Raw genomic sequence first — 19,565 nt, forward strand, 5'->3', positions numbered from 1 at the left:
TCCCAGAGGGAGAGGGGACTGACCGAGGGATGTTGGAGTAATACGCCGACCTGAGAGTGTTTTGCTGAATCCATAATCAACTCGGTGTTCCGGGTTAAAGGATGACTTTATACAACTCGATCGGCTCCCTCTCCCTCGGGAGAGGGCTGGGGTGAGGGGCTACAATTCCAGTCACGCCAAATCAATGCAAGCGAACAAAAAAAGGCCTGCTTCCTTTAAAGAAGCAGGCCTTTCAATTATTTAATGACTAACTCAGCAGAACCGATCAATCACCCGAACTTCATTGTTGTTCTGCATCGATTCCCACGCCTGTTTCAGCGTTTGCAGAACATTACCGATGAAGTCCTTGTCGGCCGCAGCCTTCTTGCCAACATAACCGTGGCCACGGCGGTACATCTTCAGGCGGGCCAGCAGGTTCTGATGATTGCGGTCGAACTCGTCTTCGTCAGCATGGGTCGCCAGGCAGTCGATATGCACCTGCCCCGACTTGCTGATCCAGAGAATATGGCTGTCGTGGCTGTCTTTCTGCGCAGCGAACATACGAGCCAGTTCTTCGATAGTAGGTTGATTGTTCAGATTCATGATTTTGCCCCTTGACCAGTCTGGTGATCTTTCAAAGTTGATTCGCTAATACAGGTAGCCCATCGGTTAGTTGATCCCTGGCACCGAAACCAGGACGTCAGCGCTCGCCCGTGTGAAGTACGGGGTCGTGCATCTGTGCATGTAGTCGTGTTGAATAACTGCTACGCAATAGCGTCACAACGAGGAGAAGCAGCGAAAACCGGGAGGCTCCTTGACGACATTTACCGTGTCGACCACAAGCGTCTTGAGAATTTTCGCCAGCGCTTCTCGTCCTTGTACTGGACGTTCAGGCCAGGTCAGCTTCTTCAATCTGCCTTGTGGGCAGCGTGTATCCGGAAAAAACAACTCGGCGGTCAGACGAGTTTGCTCAAGCGTGTTACCGATGTTCCCGATCGGGGAACGTCTTCATCATGCAAAAGCAAAACGACGCCGTCAACGGTTTTGTAGTGATTATTTTTGCTCACTACATATTGTCGGACAAAGCTGTTTTGGAATGAGAAAGAATCCGTTCAGGCAACGGAAAAAGGCGTGTGCAGGCGGTAGAACGTGCACGGATAGCCGTCCACTTCACGCTGCTGGCGGGTGAACTCGCCGCCGCTCAATTGCGGGATGAGCCCAGCCCAGAAGCGCTGTGCCGGCAGGTTGGCGTCGATATGGAAAATCTGCCATTGACCGGGGATCTGGCTCAAGAGGGCAGAGACGACAAACTGCGCGACGCCTTGGCCACGAAAGCGTCGCGCGATGAAGAAGTAGCCGATGTTGTGTTCTGCGCCGGGGATATGGATTTCGTTATCGACGGTCACGAAACCGGCGAGTTCGCCATCGACCTGGATCAGGAGTGGTCGAGTGGCCGGGTGGCGCCAGTAGTCGATTTTCGGCTGGATGGAAAAGAAGCCGTGTTCGGCGAGCTTCAGCGGCAGCCATTCGCTGAAGTCGTACATGTAGAACTGCATGAGGTTTTCGATGATATCCAGCTCATCGCGCTGAGCAGGGTGCAGTTCGATATTGGCCATGCGCCGGGTTCCTGAAAGTGCTGAGCCTTGCAGAAACACTAGCGGGTTTTATTTGCCTGACGGTTTCGCTGTGCGTTTTGTCGTACCCGTGGTTTTGCTGCGGGTCGATTTGCGTTTCTTCTTCCACGGTGCCGCCGCTTTACCGGCCGGTGGCGGGCCGCTGATGGTCAGGCTGAGGCTCGAGCAGCGTGTCACCTGTTTGCTCATCCACGCCGCTTGTTTGGTGACGAATTCTTCCAGACTCATTTCGCCGCTTTGCACCATGTCCAGCGCCTGTTCCCAGATCGCCGTGGTGCCGGGGTCGGCAATTGCGCGGGGCACCGCATCGATCAGGCTGAACGCGGCCGGGGTGGCGGCGAGGGCCTTGCCGTTTTTCACCAGATAGCCACGATCCAGCAACCCTTGAATGATCGACGCGCGGGTGGCCTCGGTGCCGATGCCGGTGGTGTCCTTGAGTTTCTGTTTGAGCAGCGGATCCTCGACCAGTTTGGCGACGTTTTTCATCGCCTTGATCAGATCGCCCTCGGTGTAGGGTTTCGGTGGTTGCGTCCACAGGTCCTTGAACTTAACGTCAGCCACCGCGCACTCCACGCCTTGCGTAAGTGTCGGCAAGGTTTGCGGCGCGGGCGCCTCGCGGCCCTTGGCCGCTGCCAGTGCTTCGGGCAATGCGCGTTTCCAGCCCGGTTCGATGATTTGTTTACCGACTGCGCGCAACGCCTCACCGGCGCAATCGAAATCGGCCTGGGTGCGATCGTATTCATGATTGGGCAGGAACTGCGCCAGATAGCGCGCGCGGATCAGCGTGTACACCGCGCGATGCTTGCCGGTCAGGCGTTCAAGATTTTTCGCCGCTGCGGTGGGAATAATGCCGTGGTGAGCGCTGACCTTGGCGTCGTTCCACGCGCGGGATTTGCGTTGTGGCTCCAGAAACCCCTTGAGCGCCTCAAGACCCGGATCAGCCTGACGCAACGCGGCGAGAATCCCCGGTGCCTCGCTGTGCTGGCTCAGCGGCAAGTAGCCGCAATCGCTGCGCGGGTAAGTGATGACCTTGTAGGTTTCGTAGAGCGCCTGGGCGATGTCGAGGGTTTCCTGCGCGCCTAGGCCAAGTTTCTTCGAGCACACTTCCTGCAAGGTGCCGAGATCGAAGGGCAGGGGCGCCACTTCACGCATGCGCTCGGTTTTCAACTTGATCACTCGAGCACTGGCAGCGCTGCTGATCGCCGCAGCCGCTTGCTGGGCCAGCGCCTGATTCAGGCAGCGATCCTGATCGTCACAGGCATCCGGCGGCGCGCGCCACTGTGCGGTAAACGGTGTGCCGTTGTGCAGCAGATCGACATCGATCGCCCAGAACGGCACCGGCACGAAATCGGCGATGCTGCGATCGCGATCCACCACCAGGCGCAAGGTCGGCGTCTGCACGCGACCCACCGGCAACACCCCTTGATAACCCGATTGACGCCCCAGCAGCGTGAACAGCCGACTCATGTTCATGCCGATCAGCCAATCCGCCCGCGAGCGGCCCAGCGCCGAGTGATACAGGCTGAACGTCTCTGCCCCGGGTTTCAGGGCGGCCAGAGCCTTGCGGATCGAGGCTTCGTCCAGCGCCGACAGCCACAAGCGGCGGATCGGCCCGCGATAACGGCAGTGCTCGACCAGTTCCCGGGCGATCATCTCGCCCTCACGGTCGGCGTCGGTGGCGATGATCAGTTCGCTGGCCTCGCCGAGCAGGCGCTTGACCGCTTTGTACTGGCTGGCGGTGCGCGGCTTGACGGTCATTTTCCACTTGTCCGGAATGATCGGCAGATCGGCCAGCACCCAGCGCTTGTAACGTGCGTCATAGGCATCCGGCGGGGCCGTTTCGAGCAAGTGGCCGATGCACCAGGTCACCGTGACGTCCGTTCCCAGCCAGCAGCCGTCGCCCCGACGCCTGGCGCCGAGCACGGCCGCAATGTCTTTGGCCTGAGAAGGTTTTTCACAGAGGTACAGCCGCATAGCCACCATCGTCGATCAAGGTCGGAACAGGTGCACAGAATGGCCGGACTTGGCGTCAGGGGCAACTTTTATCTGTATGGATATACAGATAAAAAGCATTGCAGCAGGTGACGGGTAATACAGGGACGCAGGCAGGGCTATCGAGAAATTGATTAGCGCCCGGTTTGCGCCTGTGTCAGGTTTTTCGCCGATTCAAACACGCGAGTGACAGGACGATCTCGCCAGAAGATCGCCGTGGTCTGTCGACACTGACTACTCAGAAACAAGGAAGTCCATCATGGCTCAAGCCAAATCCAAAACAACCAGCGCCTTCGACGAAATCGATACCTTCAGCCACCTGTATGACCGTGGCGTCGGGCTGGTCAATGGCAAACCCTCATTCACCGCCGACCAGGCCGCTGATGAAATCCTGCGCAAAGGCCTGTCGTGGGGCGACAAGAACGCTGACGGCAAGATCGACCTCAGTTACACCTTCCTGACCGAGAAACCGGCGAACTACAACGTCAAACTGGGTAACTTCAGCGAGTTCAGTGCCCAGCAAAAAGCCCAGGCGGTGCTGGCCATGCAATCCTGGGCTGATGTCGCCAACGTCACCTTCACTGAAGGCAAGGGCGGCGATGGCCACATGACCTTCGGCAATTATGACGTCAGCACCGGTGGCGCGGCCTTCGCTTACCTGCCGAGCGGCGGCGGTTATGACGGCCAGTCGTGGTATCTGATCAATGATCAATATCAGGTCAACAAAACCCCGGACACCAACAACTACGGGCGCCAGACCCTGACCCACGAGATCGGCCACACCCTCGGCCTGTCGCACCCCGGGGCCTACAACGCCGGCAACGGCAACCCGACCTACAACGACGCCAAGTACGCCGAAGACACTCGCGGCTACAGCCTGATGAGCTACTGGAGCGAAGCCAACACCGAGCAGAACTTCAGCAAGGACGGCAGCGGTGCGTATGCTTCGGCGCCATTGCTGGACGATATCGTCGCGGTGCAAAAACTGTATGGCGCCAACTACGCGACCCGCGCCGATGACACCACCTACGGTTTCAACTCCAATGCCGAGCGCGACTTCTACAGCGCCACTTCGGCGTCTTCCAAAGTGGTTTTCTCGGTGTGGGATGGCGGCGGTAATGACACGCTGGACTTCTCCGGCTTCAACCAGAACCAGAAGATCAACCTCAATGAAGGTTCCTTCTCCGATGTCGGCGGCCTGGTGGGTAACGTCTCCATCGCTCACGGCGTGACCGTGGAAAATGCCATTGGTGGTTCAGGCAATGACCTGCTGATCGGCAACGCCGTTGCCAACGAACTGATCGGTGGTGCCGGTAATGACATCATTTACGGTGGTGGCGGTGGCGATACCTTGTGGGGTGGTGCAGGTGCAGACACCTTTGTGTTCGGTGCTGCCAGCGACTCGACCATGACCGCGCCGGACTGGATCATGGATTTCACCAGCGGCCTGGACAAGATCGACTTATCGGGGATCGCCGGTTTTACCACGGGCGCGGCGTCGTTGAACTTCGTCAGCGGCTTCACTGGGCATGCGGGCGATGCGATCCTGACCTACTTCGAGCAGACCAATCAGACCAGCCTGATGGTTGACCTGACGGGGCAGGGTTCGGTGGACTTTGCCGTGGGTGTGGTGGGGCAAGCGGTGGCGACTGATATCGTTGCGTGATGCCTGAGCAGCGGCCCTCACCCTAACCCTCTCCCAGTGGGAGAGGGGACTGACCGAGTTGTCTGGCGAAATCCATCGACCTGAAAAATCGGGTCGATTATGGATTCAAAGCGAATCGTTCAAGTCGGTGAATCTCGCCAGTATCCCCAATCGGTTCTCTCTCCCAGTGGGAGAGGAGACTAACCGAGTTCTCTGGCGACATACATCGACCTGAAGAATCGGGTCGATTATGGATTCAAAGCCAGTCGTTCAAGTCGGTGAATCTCGCCAGTATCCCCAATCGGTTCTATCTGCCAGTGGGAGGAGACTAACCGAGTTCTCTGGCGACATACATCGACCTGAAAAATCGGGTCGATTATGGATTTAAAGCCAATCGTTCAAGTCGGTGAATCTCGCCAGTATCCCCAATCGGTTCCCTCTGCCAGTGGGAGAGGAGACTAACCGAGTTCTCTGGCGACATACATCGACCTGAAAAATCGGGTCGATTATGGATTCAAAGCCAGTCGTTCAAGTCGGTGAATCTCGCCAGTATCCCCAATCGGTTCTCTCTCCCGGTGGGAGAGGAGACCAACCGAGTTCTCTGGCGACATACATCGACCTGAAAAATCGGGTCGATTATGGATTCAAAGCCAATCGTTCAAGTCGGTGAAGTTCGCCAATATCCCCCAATCGGTTCCCTCTCCCTCAGGGAGAGGGCTAGGGTGAGGGGCTTCTGAGGTTGATGGGCCGTTCGGCTGTAAACCCACCCTAACCAGAACCGATGGGCTATACCTGAACCGGTCTCTTCGCCGTATTCAGGAGAAACCCATGAAAAGCCCCGGTCCCAGTCCCGTCATTGCCCTCGAACAACTTTCCGGCTGCCTGATAGTGAAATTCCACGGCATCCAGGTTGCCGCTTCTTCCCACGTCATGATTCTCAACGAAGCCAACTATCCGCCGGTCTATTACGTCCCGCGCGAAGACATCGACGAAAAGTATTTCGCCCGCACCGACCACACCAGTTACTGCCCGTACAAGGGCGATGCCAATTACTTCAGCCTGCAAGTGCCGGGGCATGAAGGGGCGAACGCGGTGTGGACCTACGAGAATCCGAAAGTGTCAGTGGCACCGATCCGCGACTACGTGGCGTTTTATCCGGATCAGGTGAAGTTCGAAGTGATCAAGGCAGATGCCTGAGCAAAAAAAACGGCGAGGGTCAAAGCCCTCGCCGATTGATTTTTCTGGTTGAGTTTCAGTTCTTGTCGAGATCGATATTCTTCGTCTCACGCAGACAGATCATCCCCACCACCAGGCTCACCCCGGTAATCAACACCGGGTACCACAAGCCATAGAAAATGTCCCCGGTGTACACCACCAGCGCGAACGACACCGTCGGCAGGAACCCGCCAAACCAGCCGTTGCCGATGTGGTATGGCAGCGACATCGAGGTGTAGCGAATGCGCGTCGGGAACAGTTCGACCATCAGCGCCGCCAGCGGGCCGTAGCACATGGCCGAGATGATGATCAGTGCCACGATCAGGGCGACGATCATTGGCTTGTTGATCTGCTGCAGATCGGCCTGTTGCGGGTAGCCGGCGAGGGTGATCGCGCCGCGCAGGGCAGCCTCATCGAAGCCGTCGAGTTTGACGTCGCCGACGCTCACTTGCACGGCGCTGCCAGCCGGGGCGGCGGCGCTGGAGTAGGGCAGGCCTTGCTTGACCAGGAAGGTTTTGACCTTGTCGCACGGGCTGTCGAATTTGGCTTTGCCCACCGGATCGAACTGGAAGGTGCAAGTTGCCGGATCCGCCAGTACGGTAATTGGCGCCTGACGGCTGGCCTGATCGATCGCCGGGTTGGCGTAGTGGGCGAGGGATTTGAAGATCGGGAAGTACAGCGCTGTGGCCAGCAGCAGGCCCAGCATCAAGACCGGTTTACGCCCGACCTTGTCCGACAGCCAGCCGAAGAAGATAAAGAACGGTGCGCCGATGACCACGCTGATGATCAACAAAGTGTTGGCCACCGCCGGGTCCATTTTCAGGAACTGGGTGAGGAAGAACAGCACGTAAAACTGCGCCGCGTAGAAGGTCACCGCTTGCCCGGCGTTGATGCTGAACAGGGCGATCAGCACGACTTTGAGGTTCTCCCATTTGCCGAAGGATTCGCGGATCGGCGCTTTCGAGGTTTTGCCTTCCTCTTTCATTTTCAGGTACGCCGGCGACTCGTGCAGGCTCAGGCGGATCCAGGTGGAAATGCCCAGCAGCACGATCGACAGCAGGAACGGAATCCGCCAGCCCCAGACTTCAAACTGATCGCCGGTGAAATAGCGGCAACCGAGCACCACCAGCAGCGACAGCAACAGGCCGAGGGTCGCGGTGGACTGAATCCAACTGGTGTGGAAGCCGCGTTTGCCAATCGGCGCGTGCTCGGCCACGTAGGTCGCAGCGCCGCCGTATTCACCGCCGAGCGCCAGGCCCTGCAGCATGCGCAGCACCACCAGAATGATCGGCGCGGCGATGCCGATGCTGGCGTAGGTCGGCAGCAGGCCGACGCAGAACGTCGCCACGCCCATCAGAATGATCGTCGCGAGAAAGGTGTATTTGCGCCCGATCATGTCCCCCAACCGACCGAACACCAGCGCCCCGAATGGCCGCACGATAAACCCTGCAGCGAAAGCCATCAGCGCAAAGATGAACGCCGTGGTGTCGTTGACCCCGGCGAAAAACTGCTTGCTGATCACCGCTGCAAGGGCGCCGTAGAGGAAGAAGTCATACCACTCGAACACCGTCCCCAGTGATGAAGCGAAGATGACTTTGCGTGTATCCGGGCTGGTCTCGACGCTGCGCACGGCGTCCAACGGCTGAACGTGTTCTGACATATCGGTATCCCTCACAGTGATTGTTTTTGTTGTTCCACTGGTGTTGCGTGTCCGGGTGATGCCTTGAATTAAACGCGGTTCTTTGTAGGAGCTGCCGCAGGCTGCGATCTTTTGATCTTGCTTTTGATCTGGAAAATCCAAAGTCAAAAGATCGCAGCCTTCGGCAGCTCCTACAGGGTTTGGGCCAGCTCCAATTTCGGGGTGCTGCTCCTGGTGTTGGGGTTGAGGATCAGTTGTGCGGCTTTCTCGGCAATCATCAGCGTAGGCGAACAGGTGTTGCCCGAGGTAATGCGCGGCATGATCGACGCATCGGCAATGCGCAACCCGGGCACGCCGTGGACGCGCAGCTGTGCGTCGACCACTGCATCACCGTCATTGCCCATGCGACAGGTGCCGACCGGATGGAAAATCGTCGTACCGATCTTCGCCGCCGCTTCCTGCAGTTCCTCTTCACTTTGCAGGTTGGCGCCGGGCAGATACTCGACCGGTTTGAACGCTTGCAGGGCAGGGGCACTGACGATGCGTCGGGTCAGACGAATCGCATCCGCTGCCACGCGCAAATCTTCAGGATGGCTGAGATAGTTGGGCTGGATCAGCGGCGCTTCCTGTGGATCCGCCGAACGAATGTCGATGCGTCCCCGACTCTGCGGACGCAAATCGCAAACCGAAGCGGTAAAGGCGGGAAAGCTGTGCAACGGTTCGCCAAAGCGCTCCAGCGACAGTGGCTGCACGTGGTACTCAAGATTCGCCGTGGTCTGCTCCGGCCCCGACCGCGCAAACGCGCCCAACTGACTCGGCGCCATCGACAGCGGCCCGCTGCGGTCATACAGATAACGCAGGCCCATGCCCATCTTGCCCCACACGCTGCCAGCGATCTGGTTCAGCGTGCGCGCATTTTCCAGTTGGTAGATCAGGCGCAATTGCAGGTGATCCTGCAGGTTGCCACCAACGCCGGGCAACTCATGAATCACGCCGATGCCCAAGCGTTCGAGCAACGGTCGCGGGCCAATCCCGGAGCGTTGCAGAATGCTCGGCGAGCCAACGGCGCCGGCGCACAGGACAATCTCTCTGCGCGCCTTGAACTGTTTGATCTGGCCTTCGTGGCGCGCACTGACTTTCGAGGCGCGACCGTCCTCCAGCAACACGCGATCCACCTCAACCCCAGTCAGCACTGTCAGGTTCGTCCGATCACGTACAGGCTTGAGAAAAGCCTTCGCTGCGTTCCAGCGCACGCCGGATTTCTGATTGACCTGAAAGTAGCCGCAACCCTCGTTGTCGCCCTGATTGAAGTCATCGATGCTGGCGATGCCGCTTTGCTCGGCGGCACTGCGAAAGGCATCCAGAATCGGCCATGACAGCCGCTGTTGTTCGACCCGCCATTCACCCTGGGCGCCGTGGAATTCAGCCGCGCCGGCAAAATGGTTTTCGCTTTGTTTGAACAGCGGCAGCACGTCGTTCCAGGCCCAGCCCGGATTGCCTTCGGCCGCCCAGCCATCGTAATCGTTGGCCTGGCCACGCATGTAGATCATGCCGTTGATGGACGAACAACCACCGAGCACTTTGCCGCGCGGATAGCTCAGCGCGCGGCCATTGAGGCCCGGTTGTTCTTCGGTCTTGAAGCACCAGTCGGTGCGCGGGTTACCGATGCAGAACAGGTAACCGACAGGAATGTGAATCCACGCATAGTTGTCGCGCCCGCCGGCTTCGAGCAACAGCACGCGCTGCTGCGCATCTGCCGACAGCCGATTGGCCAGCAAGCACCCGGCAGGGCCGGCGCCGACCACGATGTAGTCGTATTCATCGAGGGAAGTCTGCATTCCCTGACCTCGCTTTTTGTTTTTATTGTCGGACACTCTAGTTGTTAGCTTTCGTTAAAAGAATGTTAGTTTTTGCGCAGCCGCTGTGCGTTTTCAAACAGCCTGCATAGACCTTAGCCGACAAGGACACGCCATGTTCGACTGGAACGACCTGCGGTTTTTTCTCGAGCTGCAACGCAGCGGCCGCCTGCTCACCGCCGCCCGCCGCCTCAACACCACCCACGCCACCGTCGCCCGCCACATCGAAGCCATCGAGAAAAGCCTCGGCACCGCGCTGTTCGTCCAGCACGCGCAAGGCTACGAAATGACCCCAGCGGGGGAGGCGCTGCTTAAGCATGCTGAAGCGATGGAAAACGTGGCGTTGCTGGCGCAGGAAGAGATCACCCAATCCACCGCGCCACTGGGCAAGATTCGTGTGGGGGTGACGGAAGGGCTGGGCATCAAGTTTCTCGCCAGCCGCATGATCGGCTTGTTCGAACGCTATCCGGGATTGGAAGTGGAACTGGTCGCCGTGCCGCGCTTCGTCAGCATCCTCAACCGTGAAGCGGAAATCAGCATTCACCTGGAGCGCCCGGCGGCGGACATGCTGGTTACGCGCAAACTCACCGACTATCGACTCGCGCTCTACGCCAGCCAACGCTATCTCGATAAGGCGCCGCCATTGCAAAGTCGCGAAGACCTTGGGCGGCATGCGTGGATTGGTTATGTCGATGATTTGCTGTTCAGCCAGGAACTGATGTTTCTCAACAGTTTCTGCCGCAGTCCGCGCGTGGTGTTCCATAGCACCAGCGTCATCGCCCAGCAGGAAGCAGCGCGGTCGGGATTGGGTATTGCCGTATTGCCTTGCTACATGGCCGAGTCGGATCCCGATCTGGTGCCGTTGCTGCCGGATGAAAGCATCGAGCGCAGTTACTGGATCAGCACGCGACGGGAGTTGCACAAGTCGGTGCGGCTGCGGGTGGTCTGGGATTATGTGGTGGGGTTGTGTGAGGCGGAGCAGGGCTTGCTGCTGGGCAGATCGCAGGCCGGCATCCGTTAATCCTTTTTGCTGTGCTGCTGTTGGCGCCGCTTTTGCTTGAGTAGCACCAAGGCCTTTGGCAATGGAGAGCAGCAATGAGGGAATGGCTTAGCGTTCGCGACATCAATGCGGACACCTTGAAGGCCATCAGTGACGGCGTCTTGCGGCATGGCCGAGCCTTGTCTGAGGCGCGCGGCGGGCAAGCTGAAGCCATCGCCTGTGCGCTGATGGAGGAGGGAACACTGATCGGCGGCGCTACCGGCAGAACCGAATTCCGGCGTCTGTTTGTCAATTACCTGTGGATCGACGCGCAATGGCGCGGAACCGGGCTGGGTACTGAGGCGTTGCACAAGCTTGAGGCGTTAGCGGTTGAAAGGGCGTGCGTGGATGCCTTGATCGAAACGCTGGATGACAACGTCGCCCGGTGGTACATCCGCTGCGGATATAGATTGATCGCGCATGTGCCTGAGTACTGCGGCCCGTGGAGTCGTCATTCGCTGTTGAAAACGCTGGTGACGACTGGTGCTCCCACAGGGTTCTTTGGTCGATGGCATTTGCCGGGTTGATTTATATATGGATATCCGTATATTCGGATTTCCGTATGTGATGAGCCCGTCCCATGATCACACCCACCGAAGTCTTCAAGAGCCTCGCTGACGAAACCCGCGTGCGCGCCATGCTGCTCATTTCCGATCAAGGTGAACTCTGCGTCTGCGAGCTGATGTGTGCGCTCGACGACAGCCAACCGAAAATCAGCCGCCACCTCGCGCAACTGCGCAGCAATGGCTTGTTGCTTGATCGCCGTCAGGGCCAGTGGGTCTATTACCGTCTCAACCCGGATCTGCCAGCGTGGGTGCGCGAAATCCTGCAAGTGACGTCCCTGGCCAATGCTGATTGGCTAAAGGACAACGTCGCCCGCCTGCAGAACATGGACGGGCGTCCGGTGCGCGAAGCCGCCTGCTGCTGAATCCGGATTTAGAGAGTTCTGAAATGTTGCTGGCTTTCGCTGTTTTCGTCTTCACCCTCGTACTCGTCATCTGGCAGCCCAAAGGATTAGGCGTCGGTTGGAGCGCCACGTTCGGTGCTGTGATCGCCCTGGCCGTCGGTGCCGTTTCGCTGCAAGACATTCCCACGGTGTGGGCCATCGTCTGGAACGCCACCGCCACGTTTATCGCGGTGATCATCATCAGCCTGCTGCTGGATGAAGCCGGCTTCTTTGAGTGGGCGGCACTCCACGTTGCACGATGGGCAAAGGGCAGTGGTTATCGATTGTTCGCGTTCTGCGTGTTGCTCGGCGCGGCGGTGGCGGCAGTGTTCGCCAACGACGGTGCGGCGCTGATCCTTACGCCCATTGTCATGTCGATGTTGCTGGCGCTGCGCTTTTCACCGGCGGCGACGTTGGCATTCGTCATGGCCGCCGGGTTTATTGCCGACACGGCCAGCTTGCCGCTGGTGGTGTCCAATCTGGTCAACATCGTCTCCGCCGACTACTTCGGCTTGGGCTTTGCCGAATACGCATCGGTGATGGTGCCGGTGAGTCTGGTCAGTGTCGCGGCGACGCTGCTGGTGCTGTTTGTGTACTTCCGGCGCGATGTGCCACAGCGCTACCCGGTTGAGGCGCTTCAGGAGCCCAAAGCAGCGATTCGCGACCACGCCACCTTCGTGGTCGGCGGCTGGACACTGCTGATATTGCTGGTCGGACTGTTCGCACTGGAACCGCTGGGGATTCCTGTCAGTGCCGTCGCGGCAGTGTGTGCGGCGATCCTTTTTGCGGTCGCTGCCAAGGGCCACAAGATCGCTACCCGACGGGTTTTGCGTGATGCGCCGTGGCAGATCGTGGTGTTCTCGCTGGGCATGTACCTGGTGGTGTATGGCCTGAAGAATGCCGGGTTGACTGACCTGCTGGCCGTCGTCCTCGACCGCTTGGCCGAGCAAGGTTTATGGAGTGCCACCCTCGGCACTGGCCTGCTGTCCGCGCTGTTGTCATCGGTGATGAACAACATGCCCAGCGTGCTGATCGGTGCGTTGTCGATCCAGGCCAGCGACGCCCAAGGGCTCGTTCGCGAAGCGATGATCTACGCCAACATCATTGGCTGCGACCTCGGCCCGAAAATCACCCCCATCGGTAGCCTCGCCACGTTGCTCTGGCTGCATGTGCTGGAACGCAAAGGTCTGCGCATCACCTGGGGCTACTACTTCAAGGTCGGCATTCTGCTGACCCTTCCGGTTCTGTTGATCACTCTTTCGGCCCTGGCACTGCGCCTGAGCCTTTGATGTCCGCCAAAAGCGGTAGGAGCAATCCATGCGAGTTCTGTTCATGTGCACGGCCAACAGCTGCCGCAGCATCCTCTCTGAAGCCATGTTCAATCATCTGGCACCAGCGGGATTCGAAGCGGTGAGTGCCGGCAGTTTTCCCAAAGGTCAGGTCTTGCCGCGCAGCCTGTCGACGCTGCAACAGGCCGGCATCGCCATTGATGGTTTGCACAGCAAAGGCAACGACGCTTTTGAAAGCAACCCGCCGGACATCGTCATCACCGTGTGCGACAAAGCCGCTGGCGAGACTTGCCCGGTGTATTTCGGCCCGGCGCTGAAATCCCACTGGGGGCTGGAAGATCCGTCCGAAGTGAAGGGCGACGAAGCCACTGTCGACGCGGCTTTTCACGCCACCCTTATGCGCATCGGCCAACGCTGTCAGGCCTTCCTCGATCTGCCTTTCCACTCGCTCAGCCGCGATCAACTCAAGGCTGAGCTCGACCGCATCGGCGCGCTTTAAGGAGGATTTATGTCCGAACTGCCCAACCTCGATCTCAATCTGTTCGATAACGCCAAACCGTCGCAACCGGGCGCGCACAAACCGCGGATCCTGCTGCTCTACGGCTCGACCCGCGAACGCTCGTTCAGCCGTTTGCTGGTAGAGGAGGCCGCGCGCCTGCTCGAACACTTCGGCGCCGAAACGCGCATCTTCAACCCGTCCGGTCTGCCACTGCCCGACGACGCTCCGGTCGACCATCCCAAGGTGCAGGAACTGCGCGAGCTGGTGCTGTGGTCGGAAGGCCAGGTCTGGTGCTCACCAGAACGGCACGGCGCAATGTCTGCCGTGTTCAAGGCACAGATCGACTGGGTCCCGCTGGAACTCGGCGCGGTACGCCCGACCCAAGGCAAGACCCTCGCCGTGATGCAGGTCTGCGGCGGTTCGCAGTCGTTCAACGTGGTCAACCAGTTGCGCGTGTTGGGCCGCTGGATGCGCATGTTCACCATCCCCAACCAATCCTCGGTGCCGAAGGCCTACACGGAATTTGACGACACCGGGCGAATGAAAGCGTCGCCGTTCTACGATCGTGTGGTCGATGTGATGGAAGAGCTGGTGAAGTTCACCGTGCTGCTGCGCGATCAACAGGCGCATCTGGTCGACCGCTACTCCGAGCGCAAGGAAAGCGCCGAGCAACTGATGGCGCGGGTGAATCAGCGTTCGATCTGAGGCCGTCCCTCGGCGAGGGACGGCTGCGTTCAGTCGACCAGTACTTGTGGCGAAACCACCCAGGCGCTGCAGGGCATTTTGTACAGCAGCTGTTCCACCGTGCTACCGATCAACCGACCCAGGCCGCGATGGCCGATACGGCCCATGACGATCACATCGATGTCATAGGCATCGGCGTAGCTGCACAGCACGTTGGCCGGATTGCCCATGATCATGTGCTGGCGTTCCGGCGCAATGCCGTTGCGCTCGGCCAGTTCGCGGAATGCATCGCCTTGCGCATCGAACAGAGTTTTCGCCTTGCCCTCGGTGAAAAACGTCGAGGCGTTGCCAAAGCCGAACTCGTCGGCGCTGATTGATGACAGGTCGTAGGCATAGACCACATCCAGTTCGGCATCGCAGAGGCTGGCCAGTTTCGCGGCCTCGCGCAGGATACGGTCGTTGAAGTCGGCGTATTGCTCGTCGCGATGAAACGGATCAATCGCCGCGACGATCCGCCGGGGCCGGGCGTGCTGGACATGGCTGACGAAGTGCAGCGGTACCCGGCATTCGCGCAGCAAATGAACATCGAGCGGGGTGAACATCAACCGCGACATGAACGAGGCGTGCTGTAGATCCTTGATCAGCAGGGCCATCGGCTGCTCCTTGAGGTGAATCTGGATTTCATGCAACGGATTGTCGACCCATACCACTTCCGTGGTCACGGTCACGCCGAGGTGGCGCATGGGCCGCGCCTGGTCCTCTAGCCATTGGCGGTGGCGCTCGACATAACCCAGGCGCATCTGTTCCAGGGCCTGCTCGTTGACCAATCCGGCGGTCGCCAGCCCTTCGAGGTAATCGAATGCCACGATGTGCAGCGCCGCCCCCGATGCCTTGGCCAGGGCCGCGGCCCGATCGAACGCAGGGCTGTGTTTCATCAGCGGTGAAGCTACCAGCATGAAACGTGCTTGCTCGGACATGACGAATCTCCTGTGGGTAGCGGCATTGGCCGGCCAGACGCAACGGCGTCAGTTCATGTTGCTCCGTGCCGCCGGGCGTGGCTTGATCTTTGTCAATGACGCGGCCCAATAATGCCTGCGTCCGACGTGCGGCATCGGCGATGCGCAATCCTGCATTGATTGATCGTTATCAACCTTGTGTCGGTCAGTTCGGCGCAGCCTTGGAAAGGTGCTGAACTCACTGCAAACACCTGCACAGGAGTCTTGATCATGGCCATGATGAAAGCGGCGATATTCGTCGAAAAGAATCGCATCGTGCTGGATGACAAGCCGATCCCCGAGGTTGGCCCGCTGGACGCGCTGGTGCGCATCACCACCACGACGATCTGCGGCACCGACGTGCATATCCTGCGTGGCGAGTATCCGGTGGCCAAAGGTTTGACCGTCGGTCACGAACCGGTGGGCGTGATCGAGAAACTTGGCTCACAGGTGCGCGGATTTTTCGAAGGCCAGCGGGTGATCGCCGGCGCGATTACCCCCAGCGGCCAAAGCTACGCCTGCCTGTGTGGCTGCGGCTCCCAGGACGGGCCGGACACTCGCCACGGTTTTCGCGCCACCGGCGGCTGGAAATTCGGCAACATCATCGATGGCTGTCAGGCGGAGTACGTCCTGGTGCCCGATGCCTCGGCCAACCTGTGCCCGATTCCCGACGGGCTCAGCGACGAACAAGTGCTGATGTGCCCGGACATCATGTCCACCGGGTTCTCCGGCGCCGAACGTGGCGAAGTCAGTATCGGCGACAGCGTTGCGGTATTCGCGCTGGGGCCAATCGGCCTGTGTGCGGTGGCCGGGGCGCGGCTCAAGGGCGCGAGCGTGATCATTGGTGTCGACGCGGTGGCCGAGCGCATGAGTGTCGCGCGGCAGTTGGGCGCGACCCATGTGGTCAATTTCAAGGACGGCGACGTGGTCGAGCAAATCATGGCGTTGACCGACGGGCGCGGCGTGGATGTGTCTATCGAAGCCTTGGGCACCCAAGTCACGTTCGAGTCTGCCTTGCGGGTGTTACGCCCGGGCGGACGCCTGTCGAGTCTGGGGGTTTACGCATCGGACCTGCGCATTCCCTACGATGCCTTCGCGGCAGGGCTGGGCGATTACAGCATCGTCAGCACCCTGTGCCCCGGCGGCAAGGAACGCATGCGCCGGTTGATGGCGGTGGTGCAAAGCGGTGGCGTCGATCTGTCGCCGCTGGTGACCCACCACTTCAAGCTCGACGATATCGAAGCCGCGTATGAACTGTTCGCGCATCAGCGCGATGGGGTGATGAAGGTGGCGATCACGCCTTGATCGGCAATGCGCCCCGCACTGTTTACAGGTGCAGGACGCAGGAATGCGCTGCAGACTCAGGCGATGAATGACCTGGTGCGGATCATCAGGATCGCTGTGGGTTTCAAAGCCCATTGATCGGGCGAGGTCGCGCATGCCCGTGTTGCTGGCCGAATCCACCGAATACAGATGTTTGAAACCGTTGTGCCGGGCAGCCTTGATCAAATGTTCCATCAGCAACGTGGCCAGGCCGAGGTGCATCCACTCATCTGCGACCGTGACGGCGCATTCACAGTCCTGCTCGCCCGTGGCGGCGTAGCGGCTGATGCCGATCTCGATCAATTCGCCATTTTCGTGAACCAGTGCGATGAAGGCCGCGCGTTGTTTGTAATCGACGTCCATCAATTGATCGAGCAACGCGGTGCCCGGCTCACTGATCTGTGCGAGAAAGCGCAGGTGTCGGGACTCGGGCGACAAGCGCTTGATGAACGCATATTCGCGTTGGCGATCCTTGGCGGCCAGGGCACGGATCAAGACGTGGCGGCCATCCTTGAGCGACTCGATCCAGTATTCACCTTGGTGCGCGGCATAGGCCGGCGCCGCGCGGTCATTGTGGTCTTTGACAGTGAGCATGAGATGAGCCTCCATCGGGGCTGAACGAGCAACGCGCAGGAGAGTGCGCTGAGTCTGTTCTACACCGATGTCAGCCCCGGGAACTGATCTGGATCAGATTCCGACGCGCGGCCACTGTTTTTCAGCGGGCGATGGTGCTTCTGTTTCCGCAACAGGCTCAACTCTGCGGCGGTTCGCGGGTGCTGCGTTGCGATGCGGGGCGCGGATGCCCGTCGGGAATCGACAAGGTTGCGCGTAAACCACCTTCGGCGCGGTTGGCCAACGTGATTCGTCCGCCCAACTGCGTGGCGATGGTGTTGACGATAGTCAGCCCCAGCCCCGCGCCGTGGGCATTGCCGCGACTGTAGAAACGTTCGAACAAGCGCGCCCGATCTGCTTCATCAATGCCCGGCCCCTGATCCTCGACACTCAAGTGATAAAACCCCTCGGACTGGCTGAGCAGCACGGTGATCACGCCGTGTTCGGGGGAGAAGTTCGCAGCGTTGGTGATCAGGTTGTTCAGGGCAATGTCGATCGTGCCGGGGCTGGCCATGATGTTGAACGGTTCAGCGCTGTCTTCAAAAGCCAGTTCCAGGTGTTTGCTCAGCAACCATGGCGTCAGTTGCACCAGGCTGTTGCGCACGGTTTCGCTGAGGTCGATGGGTTGCAGCGGCGGTGGATTGGGTTTCGGCTCCAGGCGCGCCATGGTCAGCAACTGGTTGACCAAGCGACTGGTGCGGTCGACCCCGGCGATCAGAAACGCCAGCGATTCGCGGCGCTCCTGTTCGGTGCCAGCCTCCTGCAGATTCTGCGCATGCACCCGCAGCACCGCCAGCGGCGTGCGCATTTCGTGGGCGGCATCGGCGATAAAGCGCCGCTCGCGGCCAAGCACTTCCTGGATCTGCGCGAGCATGCGGTTGAGCGCCGCCTGCATCGGCTCCAGCTCACTGGGCAGCGGCGCCAGTTGCAACGGCTCCAGCGAACCGCTGTGGCGGGCGCGCAAGGTCTCGGCCATGTTCGCCAAGGGCTTGAGGCCCCAGCCGATGGCCAGCCAGACCATCGCCGCGAGCAGCAAGCTGCCGACCACATTCGGCCACAGGGTGTGGCGGACGATGCGGTCGACCAGATCGGCGCGCACATCGTCACGCTCACCGACCCAGATGCGCAGGCCGTTCTGTTTGTCTTCAAGGAGAAAAGCGCGCCAGTGCCGATTGTTCAGATCCACCACATCGCTGAAGCCGGGCTGAGTCGGCGGCGCCCTGAAGGACGGTGCGCTGGCGGTGTGCACCAGCACATCACCGGCAGGATTCCACACCTGAAAAGCGATTTTGCGTTCGTAAGGATGACCTTCGCCGCGCGGCACCGCTTCGCCCAGCGCCGAGTTGAACGCCTGGTACAGTTCGGCGTGCTGTTTGCTGGCCAAGGGCATGCGCATCACGCCTTGCAGCAGGCGCGCGTTCTGCGCCAATTGTGCGTCGTAGACTTCGGCGATTTCGTGGTTGCTGTCGTGCAGGTTGAAGGTGCTGAGCACCGCGAGGCCGGCCAGCAACAGGCCGATGATCAAGGTCAGCGTGCGGCGGCGGATCGAGGTCATCGACGCTCCTCCACCAGATAACCCACGCCGCGAATGGTGCGGATCAGGTCGGTGGAAAACTTCTTGCGCAAGTGATGGATGTGCACTTCGAGGGTGTTGCTTTCGGCTTCTTCGTTCCAGCCGTAAAGCAGCTGCATCAGTTGATCGCGGGTCATCACTCGGCCCGGCGGCGATAGCAGTTCGTGCAGCAACTGATATTCCTTGGGCGTCAGGGCCACAGGCTGGCCCTGATAGCTGACTTGCTGGGTGCCGGGGTTAAGGCTGATGCCGGCATGCTCGATCAACGCCTGGGCGCGCCCAGCACTGCGGCGCAACAAGGCGCGCAAGCGTGCCTTGAGCTCATCCAGGTCGAACGGTTTGATCAGGTAGTCGTCGGCCCCGGCGTCGAGCCCGGCGATGCGATCTTCGGTAGCGTCGCGGGCGGTCAGAATCAGCACCGGCAGATTCGAACCGCTGTCGCGCAGGCGGCGCAGCACTTGCAGGCCGTCCATGCGCGGCAGACCGAGATCCAACACGGCGACATCGAAGGTTTCACTGAGCAGCGCATGCAACGCGCTGCTGCCGTCCTTGAGCCAGTCGACGGTGTAACCCTCGCGCCCCAGCGCCTGATGAATGCCTTCACCCAGCGCCACGTCATCCTCAACCAGTAATAAACGCACGCGG

17 protein-coding genes and 1 pseudogene are annotated in these 19,565 nt (G+C 59.9%); 9 read left to right on the forward strand and 9 right to left on the reverse strand.

The window, feature by feature from the left end; all coding sequences use genetic code 11:
* Positions 1-252: 252 nt before the first annotated feature.
* The 3 genes from ACM6IN_RS01665 to ACM6IN_RS01675 form a co-directional block, all read right to left on the reverse strand.
* Positions 253-582 (reverse strand): hypothetical protein, encoded by a 330-nt coding sequence (locus tag ACM6IN_RS01665; RefSeq protein WP_414915278.1) that lies wholly within the window; start codon positions 580-582, stop codon positions 253-255.
* Between the two features lie 509 nt (positions 583-1,091).
* The gene (locus tag ACM6IN_RS01670; protein ID WP_414915279.1) at positions 1,092-1,595 is read right to left on the reverse strand and encodes a GNAT family N-acetyltransferase; all 504 of its coding nucleotides are present in this window, start codon (positions 1,593-1,595) and stop codon (positions 1,092-1,094) included.
* Positions 1,596-1,643: 48 nt separating this feature from the next.
* On the reverse strand, positions 1,644-3,587 hold the full coding sequence (locus ACM6IN_RS01675; protein WP_414915280.1) for a DNA topoisomerase III: 1,944 nt from the start codon (positions 3,585-3,587) through the stop codon (positions 1,644-1,646).
* Positions 3,588-3,864: 277 nt separating this feature from the next.
* Between ACM6IN_RS01675 and ACM6IN_RS01680 the strand changes: the two genes are divergently transcribed.
* Both ACM6IN_RS01680 and ACM6IN_RS01685 read left to right on the forward strand, forming a co-directional pair.
* Positions 3,865-5,271, forward strand: a complete 1,407-nt coding sequence (locus ACM6IN_RS01680) for a serralysin family metalloprotease (RefSeq protein ID WP_414915281.1) — start codon at positions 3,865-3,867, stop codon at positions 5,269-5,271.
* An 807-nt stretch (positions 5,272-6,078) separates the two neighbouring features.
* Positions 6,079-6,447 (forward strand): DUF427 domain-containing protein, encoded by a 369-nt coding sequence (locus ACM6IN_RS01685; RefSeq protein ID WP_123374916.1) that lies wholly within the window; start codon positions 6,079-6,081, stop codon positions 6,445-6,447.
* 55 nt (positions 6,448-6,502) lie between these two features.
* Here the strand turns inward: ACM6IN_RS01685 and ACM6IN_RS01690 are convergent, their stop codons facing one another.
* Both ACM6IN_RS01690 and ACM6IN_RS01695 read right to left on the reverse strand, forming a co-directional pair.
* A complete protein-coding gene (locus tag ACM6IN_RS01690) occupies positions 6,503-8,125 on the reverse strand; it encodes an MFS transporter (protein ID WP_007910646.1) in 1,623 nt (540 codons plus the stop codon).
* 170 nt (positions 8,126-8,295) lie between these two features.
* Positions 8,296-9,942: a GMC family oxidoreductase gene (locus ACM6IN_RS01695; protein WP_414915282.1), complete on the reverse strand. Its 1,647-nt coding sequence runs from the start codon at positions 9,940-9,942 to the stop codon at positions 8,296-8,298.
* Between the two features lie 133 nt (positions 9,943-10,075).
* Here ACM6IN_RS01695 and ACM6IN_RS01700 point away from each other — a divergent pair, with 133 nt between their 5' ends.
* The 6 genes from ACM6IN_RS01700 (at position 10,076) to arsH (ending at position 14,438) form a co-directional block, all read left to right on the forward strand.
* Positions 10,076-10,981 carry a LysR family transcriptional regulator gene (locus ACM6IN_RS01700; RefSeq protein WP_110720479.1) on the forward strand — a complete coding sequence of 302 codons (906 nt, stop codon included), beginning with the start codon at positions 10,076-10,078 and terminating at the stop codon, positions 10,979-10,981.
* Positions 10,982-11,055: 74 nt separating this feature from the next.
* A complete protein-coding gene (locus ACM6IN_RS01705; RefSeq protein ID WP_007910652.1) occupies positions 11,056-11,526 on the forward strand; it encodes a GNAT family N-acetyltransferase in 471 nt (156 codons plus the stop codon).
* Between the two features lie 53 nt (positions 11,527-11,579).
* Entirely contained in the window at positions 11,580-11,927 is a 348-nt protein-coding gene (locus tag ACM6IN_RS01710; RefSeq protein ID WP_007910655.1) for a metalloregulator ArsR/SmtB family transcription factor, read from the forward strand.
* 23 nt (positions 11,928-11,950) lie between these two features.
* Positions 11,951-13,234, forward strand: a complete 1,284-nt coding sequence (locus tag ACM6IN_RS01715; RefSeq protein WP_007910657.1) for an arsenic transporter — start codon at positions 11,951-11,953, stop codon at positions 13,232-13,234.
* A 28-nt stretch (positions 13,235-13,262) separates the two neighbouring features.
* On the forward strand, positions 13,263-13,733 hold the full coding sequence (locus tag ACM6IN_RS01720) for an arsenate reductase ArsC (protein ID WP_007910659.1): 471 nt from the start codon (positions 13,263-13,265) through the stop codon (positions 13,731-13,733).
* Positions 13,734-13,742: 9 nt separating this feature from the next.
* A complete protein-coding gene (gene arsH / locus ACM6IN_RS01725; RefSeq protein ID WP_414915283.1) occupies positions 13,743-14,438 on the forward strand; it encodes an arsenical resistance protein ArsH in 696 nt (231 codons plus the stop codon).
* Between the two features lie 29 nt (positions 14,439-14,467).
* Here arsH and ACM6IN_RS01730 read toward each other — a convergent pair whose 3' ends face one another.
* A complete protein-coding gene (locus ACM6IN_RS01730; protein WP_102902053.1) occupies positions 14,468-15,394 on the reverse strand; it encodes a universal stress protein in 927 nt (308 codons plus the stop codon).
* 249 nt (positions 15,395-15,643) lie between these two features.
* On the opposite strand from ACM6IN_RS01730, the gene ACM6IN_RS01735 reads away from it, so the two are divergent.
* Positions 15,644-16,717: an NAD(P)-dependent alcohol dehydrogenase gene (locus ACM6IN_RS01735; protein WP_414915284.1), complete on the forward strand. Its 1,074-nt coding sequence runs from the start codon at positions 15,644-15,646 to the stop codon at positions 16,715-16,717.
* Between the two features lie 51 nt (positions 16,718-16,768).
* On the opposite strand, the pseudogene ACM6IN_RS01740 reads toward ACM6IN_RS01735, so the two are convergent.
* The 3 genes and pseudogenes from ACM6IN_RS01740 to ACM6IN_RS01750 all read right to left on the reverse strand — a co-directional run.
* Positions 16,769-17,329: pseudogene (locus ACM6IN_RS01740) on the reverse strand (GNAT family N-acetyltransferase); the annotation flags it as partial.
* Between the two features lie 157 nt (positions 17,330-17,486).
* Positions 17,487-18,902 (reverse strand): ATP-binding protein, encoded by a 1,416-nt coding sequence (locus tag ACM6IN_RS01745; protein WP_414915285.1) that lies wholly within the window; start codon positions 18,900-18,902, stop codon positions 17,487-17,489.
* Entirely contained in the window at positions 18,899-19,561 is a 663-nt protein-coding gene (locus ACM6IN_RS01750) for a response regulator (RefSeq protein ID WP_007910671.1), read from the reverse strand. The genes ACM6IN_RS01745 and ACM6IN_RS01750 overlap by 4 nt, the downstream gene beginning before the upstream one ends.
* Positions 19,562-19,565: the final 4 nt, after the last annotated feature.

Origin of the sequence: Pseudomonas sp. IT-P395 (assembly GCF_949767675.1) — a bacterium.
Taxonomy (GTDB): Bacteria; Pseudomonadota; Gammaproteobacteria; order Pseudomonadales; family Pseudomonadaceae; genus Aquipseudomonas.

Bases quoted from the DNA above. Each gene is read 5' to 3' on its own strand.
- ACM6IN_RS01710 (WP_007910655.1), top strand. From the start codon at position 11,580: ATGATCACACCCACCGAAGTCTTCAAGAGCCTCGCTGACGAAACCCGC.
- ACM6IN_RS01745 (WP_414915285.1), bottom strand. From the start codon at position 18,902: ATGACCTCGATCCGCCGCCGCACGCTGACCTTGATCATCGGCCTGTTG.
- ACM6IN_RS01665 (WP_414915278.1), bottom strand. From the start codon at position 582: ATGAATCTGAACAATCAACCTACTATCGAAGAACTGGCTCGTATGTTC.
- ACM6IN_RS01700 (WP_110720479.1), top strand. From the start codon at position 10,076: ATGTTCGACTGGAACGACCTGCGGTTTTTTCTCGAGCTGCAACGCAGC.
- ACM6IN_RS01675 (WP_414915280.1), bottom strand. From the start codon at position 3,587: ATGCGGCTGTACCTCTGTGAAAAACCTTCTCAGGCCAAAGACATTGCG.
- ACM6IN_RS01685 (WP_123374916.1), top strand. From the start codon at position 6,079: ATGAAAAGCCCCGGTCCCAGTCCCGTCATTGCCCTCGAACAACTTTCC.
- ACM6IN_RS01735 (WP_414915284.1), top strand. From the start codon at position 15,644: ATGGCCATGATGAAAGCGGCGATATTCGTCGAAAAGAATCGCATCGTG.
- ACM6IN_RS01730 (WP_102902053.1), bottom strand. From the start codon at position 15,394: ATGTCCGAGCAAGCACGTTTCATGCTGGTAGCTTCACCGCTGATGAAA.
- ACM6IN_RS01695 (WP_414915282.1), bottom strand. From the start codon at position 9,942: ATGCAGACTTCCCTCGATGAATACGACTACATCGTGGTCGGCGCCGGC.
- ACM6IN_RS01715 (WP_007910657.1), top strand. From the start codon at position 11,951: ATGTTGCTGGCTTTCGCTGTTTTCGTCTTCACCCTCGTACTCGTCATC.
- ACM6IN_RS01720 (WP_007910659.1), top strand. From the start codon at position 13,263: ATGCGAGTTCTGTTCATGTGCACGGCCAACAGCTGCCGCAGCATCCTC.
- arsH (WP_414915283.1), top strand. From the start codon at position 13,743: ATGTCCGAACTGCCCAACCTCGATCTCAATCTGTTCGATAACGCCAAA.
- ACM6IN_RS01705 (WP_007910652.1), top strand. From the start codon at position 11,056: ATGAGGGAATGGCTTAGCGTTCGCGACATCAATGCGGACACCTTGAAG.
- ACM6IN_RS01680 (WP_414915281.1), top strand. From the start codon at position 3,865: ATGGCTCAAGCCAAATCCAAAACAACCAGCGCCTTCGACGAAATCGAT.
- ACM6IN_RS01690 (WP_007910646.1), bottom strand. From the start codon at position 8,125: ATGTCAGAACACGTTCAGCCGTTGGACGCCGTGCGCAGCGTCGAGACC.
- ACM6IN_RS01670 (WP_414915279.1), bottom strand. From the start codon at position 1,595: ATGGCCAATATCGAACTGCACCCTGCTCAGCGCGATGAGCTGGATATC.